Origin of the sequence: Psychrobacter sp. DAB_AL62B (assembly GCF_028895345.1) — a bacterium.
Taxonomy (GTDB): Bacteria; Pseudomonadota; Gammaproteobacteria; order Pseudomonadales; family Moraxellaceae; genus Psychrobacter.
Genome location: NZ_SAXC01000009.1, coordinates 1 through 22,000, shown reverse-complemented (window position 1 = coordinate 22,000; position 22,000 = coordinate 1). Strand labels below are relative to the sequence as shown.

Here is a 22,000-nt window from a genome sequence, read left to right as displayed (position 1 = left end):
GCAGAATCAGATAAGCAGCAATATGGTGCAAAAGTTAATTGCTTAATGATAAAAATTAAATCTTCTTACCGTCGACCATCACCGGACGGCTGACCACCCAAGCGAACCCCACATTAATAACCATCAATACCAACATAATAAATAACGGCAAATCCCAGCTGTCCGTTGCTTCATGCAACCAGCCCGTACCCAACGGACCGAAGAACGCAATCAGGTAGCCGACCGCTTGCGCCATTCCAGAAAGCTCACTAGATTGGTTGGCGGTATAAGTTCGCATCGAAAACAGCATCATACATAAGGTAAAAATGGCTGAGCAGCCAATACCCATTAGCGCTGACCACAACCACGCCAAATCTACCGATAGATAACTGATTCCTAAAAGGCCAATCACGTTCAAGACGGCAGCAAGTACCGCCAACGCTTGTATAGGACGCCCACGGTTCACCAGCCACGTCAAACTCAAAATCGCTACGGGTGCCATAAACTGAAAGATAGAGCCCATTTGACCAGCGCTTACCGCAGGCAACCCTTTACTCAGCCAAATCGAGGGCAAAAAGCTGGCAACAGTATAAAAAAGCAACGATTGTAAACCCATAAAGATTGCAATTTGCCAAGCAAAAGGTGTACGCCACATCGAGATGTGTGCCGGCGCTTGTACGCCCTTAGCAAGTGGCACGATTGGCTGATGGTTTGATGAGCCTAAGCGCAGCCGTAACAGTACCCAAATAATGAAAGCAAATATCCCCAACACAGACCAACCGCCAAGCGCCCATTGCCAACCGACTTGCGCAGATAATGGCAGGATCACACCTGCGACAATGCCTGCCGAGACCGTCATGGTGAGACTAAATAAGCCAGTAATTAAGGGAATGTGATTGGGCGTACGTTGCTTGATAACAGGAGCAGCGAGTGTATTGGCAAAACCAATTGCCAATGTCAGCAATAATGTGCCGCTTAAAAACCCAATCCAAGTGGGAATGAGGCTACGAATCATCATGCCCGTGGTCAATAAGGCAATCATCGCAATCAGCGTATTTTCAAGCCCAAACCGCTTACCAATCGCGGGCGAAACAAAAGCTCCCAGTGCAAAGGTCAGCATTGGCACCGCGCCAAGCCAACCGATTTGGGTTTCGGAGATGTTGAGCGCCTCCTGTACCACAGGCGCGATAGAGCCCAGCGCTACAATTGGCGAGCGCATATTGGTGGCCAATAAAATCATGGCACACAGTACCAGCCAAAACGTAAAGCGTGAAGATGGCAGCTTCAAGTTTGACGGAGCATCCGACTGTGATTGTGACTGGGACTGGGGTGTTAAATCAGTTTGCAAATTAGAAGAGGTAGACATAGCGGCACGACTATCAGCATAAGAAAAAAGACACGTCATTAAAAAGCGCTGGCGTACCATAGCTTATAAAATAACACCAGAATACGTCACCAAGATGGTGAATGAGACAATATACGGAAATACAGACATACTTGCAGAAAGCAGGTTATATGAGCTTGCTACCCTATCAATCAGGGCAAACTTATTATATAGACAATGAATTTGAGATTTCGATGATAAAGCGCTCTTTATCAATAGCTGCTTATAAAAATTGGTATGGCGTAAGCAAAAATAGCGTCAGCCTCTTTTTAAAAGACTTGACGCTATTATAAGAACAAATGATGACTAAATACTACCAGCGTATGGTAACAAATCTACCACTTACACCGATCTGCCTAATTGAGCTGCTTTGAGCGCATTTTCTTGTTGTTCAGCGATAAGTGAGTCGCATTTATTGGGATCGTCACCACAGTATGAGCATTTTTCATTGCCCATCAATTTAGCGACACCACCACAAGAGCCTCTAAGTGGTTTTTTTTGGACCATATAACCGATACCCATAAAGATAAAAAACAGCATGAATACGGTAAAGGTGATAGCGAGCATTGGCAGTAGTTGGCTAAGCATGGAGGAAACCTCACGTTTAAAAAATAGGACTGTCATCGGTAAGATAGCACTTCATCTATATGATAACTTATTAATAGTATAGCAAAATTTTGCGTTGTCGGTTTGTGCTTAGCAGTCGTCTCAATGCTGTATTGTTGAAAACTTATCGCTTTTGAAACTAAGGTTTTTTATCAGCGCGCATTTTCTGCATAGCCGTGCTTTGCACTACTTGCCAATCGTCAAGATTGTCAGCAGCATCGTCTACTTTGACACCTTTAGCCAATATAACAAATAACGCGGCTATATTTTGTTTTTCAGCAGTCGCCAACGCTTTTGCATAGGGCATCGCCGTTAATGCGGTTGCCCAAGCATCGGCAAGTGCGACTGAATCTGCAGCGACAGTTACTGATGGTGCGCCACCAACAATTGGCTCACCCGTTGTAGGATCAATCGTATGGCTATAATGCTTGCCATCAAATATGATTGAATTGCGATAGTTTCCTGAAGTCGCCAGATGCATCTTATTATCATTATTTATCGGTTGACGAATAGCTGCAATCGTTTGGCGCTCGCTGACCGTACTGCCTTCTATTGGTGCATCAATGGCAATTTGCCACGGTTGCTGTTGCGCGCTAACGCCTGATGACGCTACTTCACCGCCAATCTCAACCATATAGTTGCGAATTTGATAGTTGTTTTTAAGCACATCAGCGATAACGTCAACGCCATAACCTTTAGCCACTGCCGAAAAATCTAAGCCGATTCCATCTTTAGTTTTATAAATGGTATTGTCTTTTTGAATGACGCCTTCAAAGTCGACTAAGGCAAGCGCTTTAGCTATTTCAGCCGCACTCGGTGGACTTTGTAAACGCTCAACGGTCATTGTGCTACCAAAGCCCCACGTATCTATTAACGGCATAACAGTAGGATCAAATGCACCATCCGATTGTTGATAGACCTGCCGTGAGACTTCTAACACATGGCTAAAATCAGCATCAATAGTAATCGGCGTATTTTTAGCTAGACGATTAAACTTTGAGATAGTCGCGTCGTCTTGATAGGTCGACATACTGTCATTAATCTGTTGTAGGCGCTCATCGATAGCAGCTTGTATGGCGACCTCATCAGCACCTTTGGGCAACTGATAGCTAATATGGTAGCTGGTGCCCATCGTTTCACCGCTTAGATTGTTATAATCTGGCGGTTGTTGGCAAGCGCTAAGACCGATTACAGCGCTTATGGCAATAACGGGCAATAAGGTCGTGTTTATCGATTTGCTAGATAATGAGAGTGGGGCTGATTGTTGCATTATTGGTTTTTTCATATGAATCATAATAGCTTTTATGGCAAAGAAGTGAGAGGCGCTTTATATAAGGCGTGCCTATTTTACACCCTTTAGTAACTATAACGCCAATTCATAAGCTCAAGTCATTGATACTCACGCGCTAGATTTATTTTACTTGCGATTCACGGATGAGCTTATAAAGCTTGGGTGGCGATAATCGATTGACCATCATCGCAAGCTTTTCTTTTTGACCACCGATAATAATATATTCCTCACCTTTCATTAACGCTTTACGGACTTGTTTAGCAAATGCAGTAGCGGTTAAGCCCTTATTGGTAGCATCATCCATAGTGCCTTGCGCGCTACCATCGCCAGTTAACGCATTGATAGAGACATTAGTTTGAATAAATCCTGGGAATACCGTTGCCACCTCTATCCCTTGATCGTGCAATTCAGCGCGCAGACTGTTTGCCCACATATGGATAGCTGCTTTGGCTGCACCATATGCTCCACGATATTGCGAACCGAGTAGGCCGGCTATACTAGATATCATGACTATTTTACCGCCATTTTGAGCAATCATATCTGGCAACACCAATCTGCTCAGGCGTGTTTGCGCAAAATAGTCTATCTCCATCAATTGACGCTCGACTTCCTCAGTTGTGTCCATGATTAGCGAGCGTTGACTGACGCCAGCATTGTTAATCAACCAATCGATTTTTCCGGCTTGTGCTGTCACCGCTTGATAGGCTTGTTTTACTTGGTCGGCATCAGCAATATCAAAAGGCACAACGATATGTTTATCTGAATGTTTGCAGCGTTTTTTAACGGCCTCTAGTTTGTCATTATTACGACCGCTTAAAATAATTCTAGCCCCGCGTTTAGCAAATTCTAATGCCAGTGCTTCGCCGATGCCACTTGATGCGCCTGTTATCCAAATGGTCAAGTCTTTGTATTTGGTTTTCATAAGAATCCTTTCTTGTTAACCTGTTATTGCTATTATTTAGCCCATAAAAAAAGAGCCTCGATTGAGACTCTTAATTTAGCATATATTATCAAGTTAATCGTGCAGGCTTAATGAGGGAGCTTAACCACCAAAGTCATCAAGCATAATGTTTTCATCTTCGACACCTAGACTATGCAACATATCGATAACCGCCGCGTTCATCATCGGTGGCCCGCACATGTAGTATTCACAGTCTTCTGGGTTTGGATGGTCTTTCAGATATTCCTCTAACAAGACGTTATGGATAAAGCCAGTATAGCCATCCCAATTGTCTTCAGGAAGTGGATCAGACAAAGCCACATGCCATTCAAAGTTAGCAAATTCCGCTTCTAGTTGATCGTAATCTTCAACATAGAACATCTCACGAATAGAGCGCGCACCGTACCAAAAACTAATCTTACGATCAGAGTTCAAGCGTTTCAGCTGATCAAAGATGTGTGAGCGCATCGGTGCCATACCGGCACCACCACCGACAAAGATCATTTCAGCTTCGGTCTTTTTGGCGAAGAACTCACCATAAGGACCTGATACGGTCACTTTATCGCCAGGCTTCAAGCTAAACGTCCACGACGACATTTTACCTGGTGGAATACCATCAGGGCCACGTGGTGGCGGACTAGCAATACGAATATTAAACTTAATTAAGCCTTTTTCATCCGGATAGTTAGCCATTGAATAGGCACGAATAACGGGTTCGTCAACTTTTGACACATACTTAAAGATGCCAAAGTTATTCCAATCTTCTTGATATTCTTCGGCAATATCAAAGTCTTTATAATGTACTTCATGCGGTGGCGCTTCTAACTGTACATAACCACCAGCACGGAAGTTAACTTCTTCGCCATCTGGAATTTTAAGCACCAATTCTTTAATAAAAGTAGCAACGTTATCATTAGAGATAACTTCACATTCCCATTTCTGTACATCAAAGAATTCAGGGTCAATCTCAATTTTCATATCTTGCTTAACAGATACCTGACAAGCAAGGCGCATATGATCGCGAATCTCGCCTTGAGTAAAGTAGCCTTCTTCAGTAGCCAAAATAGAGCCACCACCTTCAATAACACGGCAGCGACATTGGGCACAAGTACCACCACCACCACATGCTGAAGATAAAAATATACCTTCACTAGCAAGGGTTTGTAGTAGCTTACCGCCTGCTGATGTTACCACGTCGTTGTCGGGATTATCGTTGATGTGAATGGTCACATCGCCTGAGCTGACCAGTCTTGAGCGCGCCGCCAAAATAATGGCGACGAGACCCATGATGATCAAGGTAAACATAGCAACGCCACCAATCGCCGTAGCATAATCCATGATAGGTATCCTTAATCTATGGGGTAGGGATGCGGGTTCATATAAACTGCCCGAATCTCTACCGAATAAATGAATTAATTAGGTCAAATAACTGAGTATGGTTTTAAGCATATGTTTTTAAATAAATGACTACTTAACTAAGGCTTAAAAAAAACACTTAGATAAATAAGCCTTTATATAAATAAACGCTTAAATCGACATGCCACCGAATGACATAAAGCCTAGCGACATCAGACCAACCGTAATAAAGGTAATACCAAGGCCTTGTAGCGGCGCTGGAATGTCTGAGTATTTAAGCTTTTCACGGATACCAGCCAATACGGTAATGGCAAGTGCCCAACCAAAACCAGCACCAGCACCATATACCACAGATTCACTAAAGTTGTAGTCACGCTCAACCATAAATAGTACGCCACCCAAGATGGCACAGTTGACGGTGATTAATGGTAAGAAGATCCCAAGCGCGTTGTATAGACTCGGGACAAACTTATCCAAAAACATCTCTAGAATCTGTACGACAGCAGCAATGAGACCAATATAACTGAGCAGACCTAAAAAGCTTAAGTCAATATCAGGAAAACCCGCCCAAGCTAGCGCACCATCTTTAAGGATAAACTGAAACAATAAATTGTTCAGCGGTACAGTGAGTGCCATAACGAAAACGACAGCAACCCCAAGACCGATAGCGGTGGATACTTTTTTCGATACCGCTAAAAAGGTACACATGCCTAAGAAGTAGGCTAGTGCCATATTTTCAATAAAGACTGAGGTTATAAATAAACTAACATAATGTCCCATTAGTGACCGCCTCCGTGTGCCATGCCTTTAGACTGCGGCTTCATTACAAATTCAGCATCTTCAACCTGTTCTGGTTTCCAAGTACGGATAATGACAATAAACAATGCAATAATAAAGAACGCTGAAGGTGGTAATAATAATAAGCCATTAGGGACATACCAGCCGCCATCAGTCGCCGGTTGTAATAGCGTCATTCCAAACCAGCTACCTGAGCCCAATATTTCACGAATAGTGGCCACAAATAGCAATACGGCAGAGTAGCCAAGACCGTTACCAATACCATCTAAAAAGCTTGGTACGGGTGGATTACTCATCGCAAAGGCTTCAGCGCGACCCATAACGATACAGTTGGTGATAATCAAACCAACGAATACCGACAGTCCTTTACTGACATCATAAGCGACCGCTTTTAATATCTGATCGACCACAATAACCAAGGAGGCAATAATCGTCATCTGTACAATAATACGAATGCTTGATGGGATTTGCTTACGAATACTAGAGATAAAGAAGCTTGAAAATGCCGTTACTAAAGTCAACGCCACACTCATAACCAATGCATTAGCGACGGTAGTGGTCACTGCCAATGCAGAACAAATACCCAATATTTGCAAGCCAATAGGGTTGTTATCAAAGATAGGGGAAACTAAAATACTTTTTGTATCAGCCACGTTAAGCCTCCTTGCCGTGTGTTGCTGGTGCTATTGATGCCAGCTCGGTTACGGGATGCGTCTCTTTCTGAGCATGCTTTTGACTCGCTTTGGTGTCGGCACTTTTAATCGTCTGACCACTTTCTTTGCGTAGAGAGTCTAAATAAGGCTTATAACCTTGCTCACCTAGCCAAAACTGAATCATGTTACTAACGCCGCGACTGGTCAAAGTCGCACCACTAATACCATCTACCCAATTCTCTTTTGAGCCTGAAGTGGCAACACCAGTAGCAACATCACCGTTTTCATCATAAGAGTGGATACCAGTCCACATCGCACGCCATTTTGGCTCTTCGATACGAGCCCCTAAGCCTGGAGTTTCTTTATGCTCATAAAAGCTGATACCTTTGATGGTATTCATATCGCCTTCAAGCGTTAAGAAGCCGTAGATTGTGCCCCAAAGGCCATAGCCTTGAATCGGTAACACGATCATCTCAGGTTTTCCAGCAGCATCATTCTTGACATAGACTTTCGCGTATTTAGGCTTACGACCAATACTTGCAGGGTCATTATCACCTAAGTCGTCGCTCAATGCCTTATTCTTAGTGGCTTGACTGGCGTCATAAGTATTACGATCGGCAATACCAACGGCTTTTAAGGCCTCGTCATCTAAGTAATTGCCTTTATTTAAGTCGACAATTTCAACATTAAAGTCTTTGAAACGCTCAGCCACATCTTCATTGGTATCTGTGTCTGGATTAAACATGCCAGCAGCGACCAAGATGTTCTTATTGCGATCCAATTTAGCATTTTCAACTTGCGCTGGCTTCAAGCCAACGGCTGCTGCTGCAACCAATACTGAACACACCAAGCATAGCGTCAACGCTACGATGATGGTTTTCATGTTGTTGCTTTTAGGCTTAAGGTTACTTTTGGGCTTGGACATGGCGAAGCCTCCGTGCTGTTTGGCGTTTAATATTTGCTTGGGTGACAAAGTAGTCAAACAATGGCGCAAATAAGTTAGCAAATAGGATGGCAAGCATGATGCCTTCTGGGAAGGCTGGATTGATGACGCGAATCAATACCGTCATAAAGCCAATCAAGATACCATAAGCCCAGCGGCCTTTATTGGTATGCGCAGCTGACACAGGATCGGTTGCCATAAATACCGCACCAAAGGCAAACCCACCGACAACTAAATGCCAGTAAAATGGCATATTCATCATCGAGTTGCTTTCAGAGCCAATCATATTAAAGACTAATGACGTAGCAATTAGACCAATCACGCAGCCTAACATAATGCGCCATGAGGCAATGCGCGTCCATAGTAGAACCACGGCACCCATTAAAATAGCAAGGGTTGAGACTTCACCGATACTGCCTTGAAGATTACCAAAGAAGGCATCGCTCCAGGTAATCGCTTGACCATAGACGTCAACGAACTTATCTGGAGTAACCCCAAGTGCGGCTAGACCAAGCGGCGTTGCGCCTGAGAAACCATCAACCGCTGTCCATACTGAGTCACCTGACATATAAGCAGGATAAGCAAAGTATAAGAACGCACGACCTGATAGGGCAGGGTTAAGGAAGTTTTTACCAGTACCGCCGAATACTTCTTTTGCAACGACAACACCAAAGATGATACCTAAGGCAACTTGCCATAAAGGAATATCTGGTGGCAGACATAGTGCAAATAGCACAGAGGTGACAAAGAAACCTTCGTTCACTTCGTGTCCGCGCGTCACAGCAAATATAATCTCACAGAGAATACCGACCGCAAAAGTCACGATATAAATGGGTAAGAACTGCATCGCCCCGTAGACAAAGCTTGCCCAAATACTTTCTGGGTTATAGCCTGCCATGCTGGTAATAATGGTACGCCAGCCTTCAGGTTGTAGACCAAGTTTATCAATTGCAGTCAGTGCTTGATGACCAATATTATACATACCCCAAAACATCGCTGGGAAGGTACACATCCATACCGTAATCATAATGCGTTTCAGGTCAATACCATCGCGCACGTGTGATGAGGCATAAGTCGTTGAGCTTGGTTGACGTAAAAATGTATCAAACATCTCAAAGAGGGCATAGTATTTTTCGTGTTTGCCACCCTTGGTGAAAGACGGCTCCATACGATCGAACATATTGTGTAAAAATTTCATCGTGGTTAGCCCTCCAGCTCAATGCGCGTTAAGTTATCACGCAAAATGTCACCGTATTCATATTTACCAGGAGAAACGAAGGTGCATAGCGCCACATCTTCTTCATCTAGCTCAAGCACACCTAAATCAACCGCAGTGATAATATCTTCGATAATCAGCGCACGCATGAGCTGCGTCGGCAGATAGTCTTGCGGCATAATCTCTTCATAAACCCCAATTGGCACCATCGCTCGCGGAGAGCCATTAGTAGTCGTAGTAAAGTTATACTTTTTACTACCAAAGAATTGCGAGATATAAATCGGCAATTTAGAAAAGCGATTTTTACCCGCTTGTAGGAAATGGAACGCTGGACGCTCACGACCTTCTGCAAGCACACTGATTTGATTATCAAAGCGCCCAAGATAAGCGATGTTATCGAACACTTTACGCCCAGATAGCACTGAACCTGTAATCACACGGTTCTCGCCGTCAGCCAACTCGCCTTTTGTTAAACCCGTAATATCGGCACCACGTTCTGTGGCAATAAGATGCGGGTTTTTAACAGCAGGACCAGCTAGACTTAATAGACGACGTGTGTATAAGCGACCCGTGGTAAATAATTTACCAATGGCAATCACATCTTGGTAGCCAATCGTCCAGACGCTTACGCCGCGTGCGATAGGATGCAAAAAGTGAATGTGCGTGCCTGCAAGCCCTGCCGGATGTTTACCGGTAAAGCTATGATACTCAGTGACATTATTAGCAGCGGTTTTCGCGACTGGCGTCAGCTGTGCATCACCATGATGGCAGACAAAGGTCTTTGGGCTAAGGGTAGATAATACGGCAAGTCCGTCATTGAACGCTTGCAGTTGCTCATTAATCAGCAACATCGGGTCAAAGGCTAATGGATTGGTATCCATCGCAGTGACAAAGATAGCATGCGGACGGGCGCCTATATCAGGCGAGCGGCTAAAAGGACGGGTACGGAACGCGGTCCATTCACCAGAGGCAAGCAGTTGAGTTTCAACGATTTCAGAATCTAAGTCAGCAAGTTGCTGGGAGTCATAACTCTGAAAATCGACTTCTTCACCGTTTGGATCAACCTGAATCACAAGACTTTCAAACACACGGCGTTCACCGCGTTTGATGGCGATGACTTTGCCAGCAGCAGGGGCAGTGTAGATAACGCCAACTCGTTTTTTATCTTCAAAAACGGGCTGACCTTTGGCTACGATGTCACCTTCTTTGACATTCATCGTGGGCTTCATGCCTACATAATCGTAGCCAATAAGCGCCACATATGCGGGTCTGTGCTCAGATATCTCGCGGGAGGGTTCGCCGGTGATGGGCAAATCCAAACCTTTTTTGATGGTAATCATAAGCGAAAACTTAGTCCATAGTCTAAAACGATACCAGACGTCCTGTTTGGTATATCGGCAGCATGAATGCTAACGTCATCAATAAAAAACCCCAATCAGATCCTATAAAAGGACAGCGATAAGGTGATCTAAAAATAACACTTCATGACTACTATTATAAGAGTATTAACGCTGACCTTAGACTCCTTAACAACACGTTAATGTCTTATTCGAATGACCAAAGTGGCGACTGGCTACCAAGGTGTATACTAAAACGCTTAAATCTGCTGCCATCCTAAACAAGGACGGTTTTAGATAAAATACAGTTTTACCATACGATTTATTAAAATCTTAAAATTCATAATATTTATGTGATTTAAACAGCGCTATTCATTCGATTGAATAAGAATGAGAGATAAATGACTTGTGATACTTAGTGAAAGCTATCTAAGCGCCTTTTAATGACCTATGATTATAGGATAAATTTAATTGCTCAATAACAGCAGCTGATAACACAAATTTTGACAGAGTGGTTAATGCTGCGCTGCCATCTACCTTATTCTCATTGAAATCATCTATAGATAGCAGACGATTGGCTTTTATCGCACAAATACAAATTTACCTAGGATTATACGCTAAACTGACCTAAAATTGCCAGTTGGTAATAGAATTTACCTAATGTTGCCAGTGATTCTACGTGCTAAAACTTATGGTTATGATTGTCTGTTTTCTATAGGTCTACAGAGATAGTCAATACAAAATAAAATTGATACATAAGTAGTTAGATGCTACTGGTATAAATTTTGCTCACGCGCTTTGTGCTTTGCTAGACATGGGCTACCAAAAGCCATGCAGCAGCATGTCTCGTTTTTAAAATGAGTCGACTATAACCCTGTCAGTGTTTTTTCGGGTTCTATTATTAAATGAACTTTTCATGACGACCTTTTTAAATTTGTTATTCTAATCTATTTATATTAAGTTACTGCTTAACCGGTTTTTTCAACTATCATTTAAACCTTGATTGTATTTTTATTATTAATATCGCTTTTTATAAGGAATGCTATATGTGCGCTGTCCCTGTCATTATCCCAGCTATCGATTTAAAAGATGGTAAGTGTGTGCGCTTAAAACAAGGCCGTATGGAAGATGATACGGTATTTTCTGATGACCCAGTAGCGATGGCAGCACGTTGGGTGAGAGAAGGTGCGCGCCGGTTGCATTTGGTCGATTTAAACGGTGCATTTGATGGTATTCCAGTGCATAAGCAAGTGGTAAATGATATTGCCAAAGCCTTTCCTAAGCTGCCTATTCAGCTTGGCGGCGGTGTGCGCAATATGAAAACTATTGAGCAATATATCACTGCCGGTTTGACGTATATCATTATCGGTACTAAAGCCGTGGAAGATCCGGAGTTTGTTGCCGAAGCTTGCCGCGAATTCGCGGGACATATTATCGTTGGTATCGACGCCAAAGACGGTTTGGTTGCTACTCATGGTTGGGCAAATGTGACCGATACCAAAGCCACAGAGCTTGCTAAACGCTTTGCTGATGTTGGCGTCTCTTCTATCGTCTATACTGATATTAATCGTGATGGCATGATGCAAGGCGTCAATGTCGAGCAAACAGTCAACTTAGCACGTGAAGGCGGGTTACCGGTGATTGCCTCTGGCGGCGTGACTGATATGAAAGATATTGAACTGCTAAAACCTTACGGCGACTGTATCGAAGGTATCATTACCGGTCGCGCTATTTACGAGGGCACCTTAGATTTGGGTGAAGCGCAAAACTATTTAGACAGTCGTAAATAAATTGGACCGTTAATAGCCTTAAATAATCTATTCGTAAAACTGTCTATGCCCAAAATAAATTGATAACCATCAAGGATGCTTATGGCAGCTTATTTTGACCACCCAACGTTGCGCAAGCGCCTAAAGTTTTGGGGTCAGCTGCTGCTGCTATTAAGCATCACCGGTACTTTACCGGTATATGCTGCTGTTGAAAATGCTGCTAATGAGAGCTTGGTAGATGAAACCAGTGCATTAGATGCTAGTAGCACTGTTAATAGTGATATAAAAGCCACTACTAGCAGTGTTACCAATAACAGTGTTACCAATTCTTCAGATATTTCATCTTCAAACGTTTCACCTTCAGATCCCCCAGCAACCGTTAATATATTGCCTATTGAGGCAGTAGATACTTTATCCTTACCAACGATCAGCGGTGAGAGTAGCAACAATGCGCAAATTGAAACCACACCAACCCTGCTAAAAGACAAGGATATTCGTCAACGTATCAGTGGTATTTTTTCAGAGATTGAAGGCTTACAAGCGATCAATGTCAGCGTTACCCAAGGTGTGGTTACTTTAAGCGGTGAAACCCCCAATGAGAAAAAAGCCCAGCAAGCCATTAATCTAACCAATCGTCTGACAGATGTAGTGACGGTAGAAGATAGGATTAATCGAACGCTTGATGTGCAAGATAATGTCTCCACGGTGTATCAGGGTCTCAAGGCTCAAACTAGAAATCTAATCAAAGCCTTACCTTTATTAGTGGTAGGTATTATTTTATTCGCGTTTGTGACTTGGTTTGGTAGTTGGTTGTCTAACCGGCAAAAGATGTGGCAACGTCTGACGCCCAATCCATTTGTGGCTGAGCTATTGGCACAAACGGTTAAAGTGATATTTATCGTTTTTGGCCTTATCTTAGCGTTAAGTCTAGTCGGCGCAGAGACTATCTTAGGTACGCTGCTTGGCGGTGCAGGGGTGATTGGTATTGCGGTCGGTTTTGCGGTCAAAGATACCATTGAGAACTATATTGCCTCTTTAATGCTGAGTATTCGCCAACCATTTCGCGCGCGTGATCACATCGTGATTAATGGCAAAGAAGGAATTGTAGTACGTCTGACTTCACGGGCGACTATTTTAATGACCTTAGATGGTAACCAGCTACGTATTCCTAACGCCGAAGTCTTTAAAAGTACAATTTTAAATTATACTAAAAACCCTGAACGCCGTTTCTCTTTTGAATTGGGCGTGGATGCCAATGACGACCCAATGGCAGCAATTAAGGTGGCGATTGATGAGATACGTCAATTAGATTTTGTCTTAGATAAGCCCAAAGCCATTGCAACTATCAAAGAGGTTGGCGACTCTAATATCATCCTTGAATTTAAAATATGGGTCAATCAGTTAGAAACAGACTTTTCTAAAGCGCGCAGTATCGCTATTCGTGAGGCCAAGCACGCTCTAGAGAATGCAGGCTTCAGCTTACCTGAACCCATTTATCGATTACGCTTTAATCATAAGTTAGAAAAGATGCTTGCAAATTTACCAAGTGACAGTAAAGCTCGGAATAGCAGTTCTGAAATTATAGTAGCGCCCGCTGCGCCTATACCGGTAAGTCCTTCTCAAGCTGAAAAAACGACGATAGATGGCAAAGATAAAAAACAGGCTAAAGCGCGTGCTAAGCATATTTTACAGGGTGATGCTGCTGAAGATATTCTTGACTCACGTCCTGATAAAAAGCTAATGGAAAAAGTCGAACAAGAAATTGCTGAAAATTCAGATGAGACCGATTTATTGAGTAATAATAGCCCGCAAGAGTAGTTTTAAAGATAAGTTTAAAAACTCGGCATAGAAAATGCATAGAACGTATATAGATCAATAATTATCTAAATATACGAGAAGCTACCTATGGAAATGAAACACCTAATTATTTTTGCATTAGCAGGTTTTGTCATATTAATCGGTTTTAATATGATGAATAGTAGCCGTGATGAGGACAATAGAACCGCGGTAGTTGATAGCAACGCGCCAGCCACTGTTTCAACGGATGCTACTATGCAATCAGCTGGATCAGAAAGTATCGCAAACCAACCTTTAGGTCAGCAGCCAAAAGCCATCCTTGATAATGCTACTAGCAAGATAGATCAAGCACAGCAAGCGGACAAGGAACGTCTAGACCAGATGAGCAATGCCCAGTAATAATTTAAGCAGTTGTTATAAACTACTGAGCATAAAAAAGGCTAACGATAACGTTAGCCTTTTTTACGGTAAGATTTTTAGTCAAATCTAGCTTTTCTTGCTAGCGCCTTTATTGTTGCGACTGCTTGTTTTCTTAGCTAGGCTTTTCTTGGCTGGATTCGCTTTGCTTTGATTCATTTTGCTTGCTTGCAGTTTTTCTTTTAAATCGAAGTCAATTTGCAGCAGATCCATATTCACACCAGCTACTTTTACTTTGACTGAATCACCCAATCCAAATAACGTACCTTTGTCTTTACCGACAAGCTGCTGCTGCTGTTCGTCATAGACAAAGAAGTCATTGCCAACGTTCGAGATGTGGACTAAGCCATCGATATAAAGGTCAGTCAATGTGACAAATAAACCAAAGCTTGTAACCGTGGTCACAACGCCATCGAATTCTTCGCCGACATGGTCTTTCATATAATGACATTTGAGCCATGATTCTACATAACGTGATGCTTTTTCAGCACGGCGCTCAGTATCTGAAGTTTGCGTACCGGCTCCCTCTAAAGAGAATTCCATTACTGGCTGCGGGCTATTGGTCACCTTTGCCTTGATGGCACGATGTAGCATTAAATCAGGGTAACGGCGAATAGGCGAGGTAAAGTGGCTATATTCGTCATAAGCCAAACCAAAGTGACCGATATTGTCAGGTGAATAATTGGCTTGCATCATCGAGCGCAGTAACATGCTATGGATGCTAATCGCGTCAGGACGGTCTTTAGTCGCTTCGATAATGCGCTGATAATCTGCTTGGGTTGGGCTTTCTTCTGGGAAGCTTAGACCAAAGTTTTTAGCATATTCATGAATACGCATCGACTTTTCGCCATCAGGTTTATCATGGTTACGATATAAGACAGGCAGCTCGTTTTTTAGCGCAAAGTTTGCGGCAGACGTATTGGCAAGCAACATACACTCTTCAATCAATTTATGCGCATCACCACGAGTACGCGGCAAGATAGCAGCGATACCACCTTTTTCGTTGAACTCAATATAAGTCTCAACCGTTTCAAACTCCATCGCATGACGTTCTTCACGCTTTTTAAGCAGTAACTCATACAATTGATGTAGCGTATCGACCGATTTTTTGACTTCTTTATTATCGGTTAATGACTTAGGCACACTACTGTCTTTTGGATTGGCCAGATAATCATTCACTTGATCATATGTTAAGCGCGCCTGTGAATTCATCACCGCTGGATAAAAGTCATAACCAGTGACTTTACCTGCACGAGAGATTTTAATATCGGCAACCATACATAAGCGATCTACGTTAGGGTTCAATGAACACAGACCGTTTGATAGTACTTCAGGCAACATCGGAATCACACGATGCGGGAAATATACTGAAGTACCACGCTCGAAAGCATCTAAATCCAGTGGAGAATTTGGGGTGACATAATGACTGACATCAGCGATAGCGACTAAAACGCGATAGTTACCACCACTACGTTTTTCAGCAAATACGGCATCATCAAAATCACGTGCATCTGCGCCATCAATCGTAACCAATGGCAATTCACGTAAATCAGTACGACCTTTTAAGTCTTTGCCACTTGGCTCGCGATAATCATTGGCTTGTTTGAGTGCCGCTTCGCTAAATTCAGAAGGAATATCGTAGTTGAGTAGTGTGGTCTCAATAATCAGCTCGCGATCATTGTCATCGTTGAGCAATTCAGTGATTTTACCCGTGGCAAACTCATGCTGATTCGGCCAATCGATGACATCCACTTTTACGGGACTACCAATTTTTGCGCCCAGTGTTTGTACATTATCTTCAGTAACGGTAATCGGTTGATGATTGTTAGGGCTACCGAGCTCCACACAATAACCATCTTCATCTTGAGCAAGTGTACCGATAAAGTGGTTTTGATGACGTTCAGTCACGTCGACAATACGGCCTTCCATGCGACCACGGTTGTCGGTTGACGTACCGATCGCATCAACTATGTCGCCATTAAACACCCAGCGCATTTGTTTTTCATGCAAGAATAAATCGGGCATATCAGCTAATAATACAAAGCCAAAGCCTTTAGGGTGAGCAGACACTGTGCCTCTAACGACATCGTGCTGTGTAACTGTACGAAAGCGATAAGGACGACCATCGCGATTGACCTGTCCATCACGAACCATCGCTTTGAGGCGATTGCCTAAAGCATCAAATTGATCAGGATCAGTGATGTTAAAAACTTTTGCCAGTTGTTGATGCGTCAATTCACCTTGCTCTGTAATCGTGCTCAATATCAGCTCACGACTAGGAACAGGGTTAATGTATTTTTGGGCTTCAGCCGAGGCGTTTGGATCATTCCAACTCATAAAGTACCGTATCTGTTTTAAATTATTAATAAGGACTATCTTAACACGAACAACGCTGTAATATCTTGCGTCAATTATCTTATGTGCGTCCGATAGCAGGTAACGGTTAACTTCAATAATAAAAGTAACCGCTGTATTTTAGATATCAATAGAGCCGGATTTATCCGTAATTTTCTTAGTATCCAACTCTTTTGAGACTTCAAGTACCGTAGTCTGATTCGACTTATCTAAGTACTTTTGTGCTTTATCCACTTCTGTAGTCAAAGTATTCACCGTTTGCTTCATGTTTTCTAGCGCTTCAAGTTTATAATTACTAATCATATCCATCGTATCATAGACATTATTGAAGGCGTTTTGCAATTTATCAAGCTCAATGGTGCTGCTGGTTGCTTGCTCATGAATCTCGCCTGATTGGCGTTTTAGCATGGCTGAGGTCGATTCAATTAAACTGCTGGTGGTTTTGTTTAAAGCCGTAATTTGATCAAGGACAAGTTTCTGATTGGTCATTGCTTGAGCCACTATTACGGCCGTACGTAATGCCGATACAGTAGTCGTGGTCGCACGATCAACCCCTTTAATCAGCTCTAAGTTATTACGGCGAATGGTATCAAGCGCCAAATAACCTTGGACGTTGACAGCCAATTGCGTCAAAAAATCTGTATTTTTTTGGCGAACATAAAACAGCATCTCTTCTTTAATAATACGCGCTTTTTCAGGGTCAGTCGCTTCTATTGCATAAACCTTTTGCTCTAGCTGCTCATCGATTTTCTTACCAACATAGACGTACTGACGAATAGATTGCATCAACTCCCACATATTAACTTTTTCTTGCTCGATCATGGCATTGTCTTTGAGCAGCTCATCCTTACCATTATAAAGACTTGTCACGACCGCATTGATATGGGATTGCGCTGACTCGTATTGGCGAAAGTAGTCTTGTACTTTATTACCAAATGGGATGAGACCAAACAGCTTACGCGAGCTGGTCAGCTCTTTTTTACTGGGGTCTAAATCTTCTACGATACCGCGTAGTTCAGTCAATGACTTAGCAATAGGGGAGTTGTCAAATAAGCTATCGTTCAAGCTTTTAGCCGGTAGCTCTAACATCCGATTAGACACTTGTGCTGATTCACGAATTTCTTTATTACCCAAGTTATGGATAGATTGCACGTTTTGTTTAAACTCAGAGCTGTGCACCGAATTGTTGATCACATGATCGACAAAGGCATCAACCTTGGCATCAAGTTCTGGAATATGACTTTCATCCAATTTGACCATCTGATCGGCTTCGCTTTTTTGTACTTCTTTAACCGCTGCAGGCGCAGTCAGAGTGATACTTGGTGTAGAAGTATTTTCGGGTGGGGTCAATTCTTGCATGGAGTTTCCTATAATATCTAAAAGAGTTTGTATTTTTTGCCAATAGTATTAATAGATGGATGGCTATACGTTATTTTTATTTGCTTAATCGTTTTTATTCGAATTATTATTAAGAGGGACAAAACAGATCTTTAGATTACCGTGTAATGAAAAGCTTGAGAAGATGGGTTTTGTAAAGCAGCGTAGGCTTCCTATGTTTACAAGTCATACAGTATTACTGCTAGGGATTTTTTGCAGCGTTTGTTATACCTGCAAGTAGTAAGTAAGAAAAATTGCTAGCACTAGCACGTTGCTATAATTGACGACACTAGCAATTGACGGCACTAGCACGTTGCTATAAACGCAACTTTGAACGTATTTTCTTGTTTTAAGCTGATTGTTTTATTTCAAACTGAGTGTGTTTATAAGTTTTCATACTAAAAAACCATCAATATTCCGCAGTATATTGATGGTTAAGATTATAAATATCTAGATAGACTAACAGTCACCACTAATCGCAGTCTATCTAATAGACTATTTTTTCTTAGTAGGACCTAACAGCATACCCATTTGACGACCTTCCATCTTAGGGTACTGTTCGACGTTTGAGATATCAGCGGTGTCTTCAATGATACGATCAAGTTGTTTGCGACCAATCTCTTGGTGTGCCATTTCACGTCCGCGGAAACGGATGCTAATTTTAACTTTGTCTTGATCTTCTAAGAAGCTAACGATTTTTCTCAGTTTAACCTGATAATCCGCTTCTTCGGTGCTAGGACGTAGCTTCATCTCTTTCAGCTGAGTCTGCTTTTGGTTTTTCTTAGCTTCTTTCGCCTTTTGCTTTTGATCATAGAGGAAATGCTTATAATCCATGATTTTGCATACAGGCGGTTTGGCTTCGGGAACCAATTCGACCAAATCTAGACTGTCTTCACGTGCCGCTTTCATCGCGGTTTCGATATCGACCACGCCCATTTGTTCGCCATCTTCTTTAACCAGACGGACTTCTTTGGCACTGATATCTTCATTGATGTTTAAACGGTTTGACTGTTTAATAGGTATTACTCCTGATCTGTTTTTGGTGTCTGTCTGCCTTTTTCGGCGACAGCTGTCTCTACTAATGTGATAAATTCAGGGACACTCATCACGCCTAGATTTTCGCCTTCGCGGGTTCGGACGTTGACGCTGCCTGATTCGACTTCTTTATCTCCTAATACTAGCATATAGGGAATACGTTCTAATGTTTTCTCTCGTATCTTAAATCCAATCTTTTCGTTACGCAAGTCACTAATAGCGCGTAAGCCTGCTTTTTTCAACTCACTGACGACATTTTCACAGGTTTCTGCTTGTTTATCCGTGATATTCATCACCACCACTTGTTGCGGCGCCAGCCATACTGGCATCCAACCGGCATAGTTTTCAATCAAGATACCGATGAAGCGCTCAAATGAACCTAAGATAGCACGGTGCAACATAATGGGCACTTCGCGCTCGTTTTGCTCATTGACGAATTCGGCATCGAGACGCTCAGGCATATTAGGATCGACCTGAATGGTACCGCATTGCCATACGCGACCTAATGAATCTTTGAGACTAAATTCAATCTTTGGACCGTAAAATGCGCCTTCACCTGGTAGATAAGCCCAATCAAGCCCTGAACTATCAAGCGCATCAGCCAATGCTTTTTCTGCAAAATCCCAAGACTCATCGCTACCAACACGTTTTTCAGGACGGGTTGAGAGTTTCATAATAATATTATCAAAACCAAAGTCTTCATAAACAGCAAGCGTCAGCTTAATAAAATCAGCGACTTCTTGTTGAATCTGCGCTTGCGTACAGAAAATATGCGCGTCATCTTGCGTAAAACCACGTACACGCATCAAGCCGTGCAATGATCCTGAAGGTTCGTTACGGTGACACGAGCCAAATTCTGCCATACGTAATGGCAATTCACGGTAAGACTTTAAGCCTTGGTTAAATACTTGTACGTGACAAGGGCAGTTCATCGGCTTCACCGCATAATCACGGTTTTCGCTAGACGTGGTAAACATGTTGGTCGCGTAATTGCCCCAGTGACCTGAACGTTCCCACAAGCTACGATCGACGATTTGCGGCGTTTTAATTTCTTCATAGCCATTATCATGTTGTACTTTACGCATATATTGCTCAAGTACTTGATAAATCGTCCAACCATTGGCATGCCAAAAAACCATACCCGGTGCTTGCTCTTGCATATGGAACAAATTAAGCGCTTTACCAATTTTACGATGGTCGCGTTTTTCTGCTTCTTCAATACGTTGGATATAAGCTTTTAGATCTTTTTTATCCGCCCACGCCGTACCATAGATACGTTGCAGCTGTTCATTTTTTGCATCGCCACGCCAGTAAGCACCTGACATCTTGGTTAGTTTAAAGACTTTTAAGAATCTAGTGTTTGGTACATGCGGACCACGGCACATATCGACATATTCTTGATGATGATAGAGACCAAAGGCTTCTTCACCTGGCATATCGTTAATCAGCTTAAGCTTATAATCTTCACCACGCTCTTCAAAGATTTTAATCACTTCAGCGCGTGGCGTCATTTTCTTAATAACGTCATAATCTTGCTTGATCAGCTCCATCATGCGTTTTTCAATTTTTTCCATGTGTTCAGGTGTAAACGGCGTTTCACTATAGATGTCATAATAAAAGCCGTCATCGATAACTGGACCAATGACCATCTTCACATCAGGATATAATTGCTTGACCGCATGACCTAATAAGTGGGCACAAGAATGGCGAATGATATCGACGCCGTCATCATCTCTTGGCGTTACGATCTCGACTTTAGCATCAGCAACGATAGGGTCGTGCGCATCCACTAAATGACCATCCACACGTCCAGCGACGGTCGCTTTAGCAAGTCCTGCCCCAATACTCTGCGCCACTTCCATGACGGTCGTGTTGCCTTCGAATTCTTTTACGCTACCATCGGGTAAAGTAATCGCTACCATAATCTATTCACCTTTTTGCGTCCGTTGGCAGTGATGATTGCAACCATCAATCATATAACCGTAAGACTACGTCAATTATATCCAGCACTGTGATATGTTGTAAGAGACATGCACTACTTAAGAGCACTAAGCTTAGATTCATATAGCGTCATGACTAATGAACATCTAATAGCTATAATAGAATCGCTAAAATCTCAGATAAGCTACCTTTTAGGTAAGGTCAACGAGAAGTGCCATTAAGTAAAGTCATAAAAGCCACCATTATAGCAAAAACTGTTTATTAACACTAGATGGCAAGGAACAGTGCATAGATTTGCACTCTTATAAATTATATTAAATAGCCGTTCTACCTATATATGCATATATAGGTAGCAACAATATGGAATGCATGCATATATAGGTGCTATGAATACAGTTATCAACACCTTGTGAACTACCACAATTATGAATGGGGACAAGCTATCGTTAAGATAATAAGCCGTTTTAGATACACGGTTAAATAGGAGCAGCCTAATAAAGTAACGACAAGATAAAAGCTTGGAAGACGATGAGGCTCTGAGAAAGAGATGATAAGGATCAGTCGGTAATTAATATTTAGCGACTATAAATAATAAGCTAGAATTTAATTTTAAAGCTAACTCATTGAAACCTATCTAGTATTCATATCCAACCAAACCAATATGATAAACATTTAGAATAACCCCTTGACCCCCTCCTGAAACTGCGTATAATACGCCCCTATCGGAACGAAGCTAAACTTATTAGGGCAAGTGATTGATCACTTAGTACTGAAGTTTAGCGAGATTGGCATTAGAGTTTACATTT

General features: G+C 42.4%; 17 protein-coding genes. 3 read left to right on the top strand and 14 right to left on the bottom strand.

All coding sequences use genetic code 11. The features are described 5' to 3' along the window. Positions 1-55 precede the first annotated feature (55 nt). The 10 genes from EPB74_RS11055 to EPB74_RS11010 form a co-directional block, all read right to left on the bottom strand. Positions 56-1,384 carry an MFS transporter gene (locus EPB74_RS11055; protein ID WP_446740044.1) on the bottom strand — a complete coding sequence of 443 codons (1,329 nt, stop codon included), beginning with the start codon at positions 1,382-1,384 and terminating at the stop codon, positions 56-58. A 321-nt stretch (positions 1,385-1,705) separates the two neighbouring features. After that, positions 1,706-1,951 (bottom strand): (Na+)-NQR maturation NqrM, encoded by a 246-nt coding sequence (gene nqrM / locus EPB74_RS11050; protein WP_274904187.1) that lies wholly within the window; start codon positions 1,949-1,951, stop codon positions 1,706-1,708. A gap of 157 nt (positions 1,952-2,108) precedes the next feature. Then, positions 2,109-3,254, bottom strand: coding sequence for an FAD:protein FMN transferase (locus tag EPB74_RS11045; protein WP_274904186.1), 1,146 nt, complete (start codon positions 3,252-3,254; stop codon positions 2,109-2,111). A gap of 127 nt (positions 3,255-3,381) precedes the next feature. Next, entirely contained in the window at positions 3,382-4,182 is an 801-nt protein-coding gene (locus tag EPB74_RS11040) for an SDR family NAD(P)-dependent oxidoreductase (RefSeq protein WP_274904185.1), read from the bottom strand. A 120-nt stretch (positions 4,183-4,302) separates the two neighbouring features. Beyond that, entirely contained in the window at positions 4,303-5,538 is a 1,236-nt protein-coding gene (gene nqrF / locus EPB74_RS11035; RefSeq protein WP_274904184.1) for an NADH:ubiquinone reductase (Na(+)-transporting) subunit F, read from the bottom strand. Between the two features lie 189 nt (positions 5,539-5,727). Continuing rightward, entirely contained in the window at positions 5,728-6,336 is a 609-nt protein-coding gene (gene nqrE, locus EPB74_RS11030) for an NADH:ubiquinone reductase (Na(+)-transporting) subunit E (protein ID WP_079692908.1), read from the bottom strand. Next, positions 6,336-7,007 (bottom strand): NADH:ubiquinone reductase (Na(+)-transporting) subunit D, encoded by a 672-nt coding sequence (locus EPB74_RS11025; protein WP_079692907.1) that lies wholly within the window; start codon positions 7,005-7,007, stop codon positions 6,336-6,338. Before EPB74_RS11025 ends, nqrE begins: the two co-directional genes overlap by 1 nt. Position 7,008: 1 nt before the next feature. Further along, positions 7,009-7,932, bottom strand: a complete 924-nt coding sequence (locus EPB74_RS11020) for a Na(+)-translocating NADH-quinone reductase subunit C (protein WP_274904183.1) — start codon at positions 7,930-7,932, stop codon at positions 7,009-7,011. Next, positions 7,913-9,148: an NADH:ubiquinone reductase (Na(+)-transporting) subunit B gene (locus tag EPB74_RS11015; protein ID WP_079692905.1), complete on the bottom strand. Its 1,236-nt coding sequence runs from the start codon at positions 9,146-9,148 to the stop codon at positions 7,913-7,915. The genes EPB74_RS11020 and EPB74_RS11015 overlap by 20 nt, the downstream gene beginning before the upstream one ends. Before the next feature lie 5 nt (positions 9,149-9,153). Further along, the gene (locus EPB74_RS11010) at positions 9,154-10,506 is read right to left on the bottom strand and encodes a Na(+)-translocating NADH-quinone reductase subunit A (protein WP_079692904.1); all 1,353 of its coding nucleotides are present in this window, start codon (positions 10,504-10,506) and stop codon (positions 9,154-9,156) included. A gap of 1,043 nt (positions 10,507-11,549) precedes the next feature. Between EPB74_RS11010 and hisA the strand changes: the two genes are divergently transcribed. The 3 genes from hisA to EPB74_RS10995 all read left to right on the top strand — a co-directional run bounded on the left by hisA (position 11,550) and on the right by EPB74_RS10995 (position 14,468). Then, the gene (gene hisA, locus EPB74_RS11005; RefSeq protein WP_079692903.1) at positions 11,550-12,293 is read left to right on the top strand and encodes a 1-(5-phosphoribosyl)-5-[(5-phosphoribosylamino)methylideneamino]imidazole-4-carboxamide isomerase; all 744 of its coding nucleotides are present in this window, start codon (positions 11,550-11,552) and stop codon (positions 12,291-12,293) included. A gap of 81 nt (positions 12,294-12,374) precedes the next feature. After that, a complete protein-coding gene (locus tag EPB74_RS11000; protein WP_274904182.1) occupies positions 12,375-14,090 on the top strand; it encodes a mechanosensitive ion channel family protein in 1,716 nt (571 codons plus the stop codon). A gap of 87 nt (positions 14,091-14,177) precedes the next feature. Then, a complete protein-coding gene (locus EPB74_RS10995; protein ID WP_274904181.1) occupies positions 14,178-14,468 on the top strand; it encodes a hypothetical protein in 291 nt (96 codons plus the stop codon). Positions 14,469-14,555: 87 nt separating this feature from the next. On the opposite strand, the gene rnr is transcribed toward EPB74_RS10995, so the two are convergent. From rnr to thrS, 4 genes are all read right to left on the bottom strand, one after another. Then, positions 14,556-16,823 carry a ribonuclease R gene (gene rnr, locus EPB74_RS10990; protein ID WP_274904180.1) on the bottom strand — a complete coding sequence of 756 codons (2,268 nt, stop codon included), beginning with the start codon at positions 16,821-16,823 and terminating at the stop codon, positions 14,556-14,558. 138 nt (positions 16,824-16,961) lie between these two features. Next, a complete protein-coding gene (locus tag EPB74_RS10985) occupies positions 16,962-18,200 on the bottom strand; it encodes a toxic anion resistance protein (RefSeq protein ID WP_079692899.1) in 1,239 nt (412 codons plus the stop codon). Positions 18,201-18,713: 513 nt separating this feature from the next. Continuing rightward, positions 18,714-19,235, bottom strand: a complete 522-nt coding sequence (gene infC, locus EPB74_RS10980) for a translation initiation factor IF-3 (RefSeq protein ID WP_274904243.1) — start codon at positions 19,233-19,235, stop codon at positions 18,714-18,716. 5 nt (positions 19,236-19,240) lie between these two features. Further along, positions 19,241-21,175, bottom strand: coding sequence for a threonine--tRNA ligase (gene thrS / locus EPB74_RS10975; RefSeq protein WP_274904179.1), 1,935 nt, complete (start codon positions 21,173-21,175; stop codon positions 19,241-19,243). Positions 21,176-22,000 lie beyond the last annotated feature (825 nt).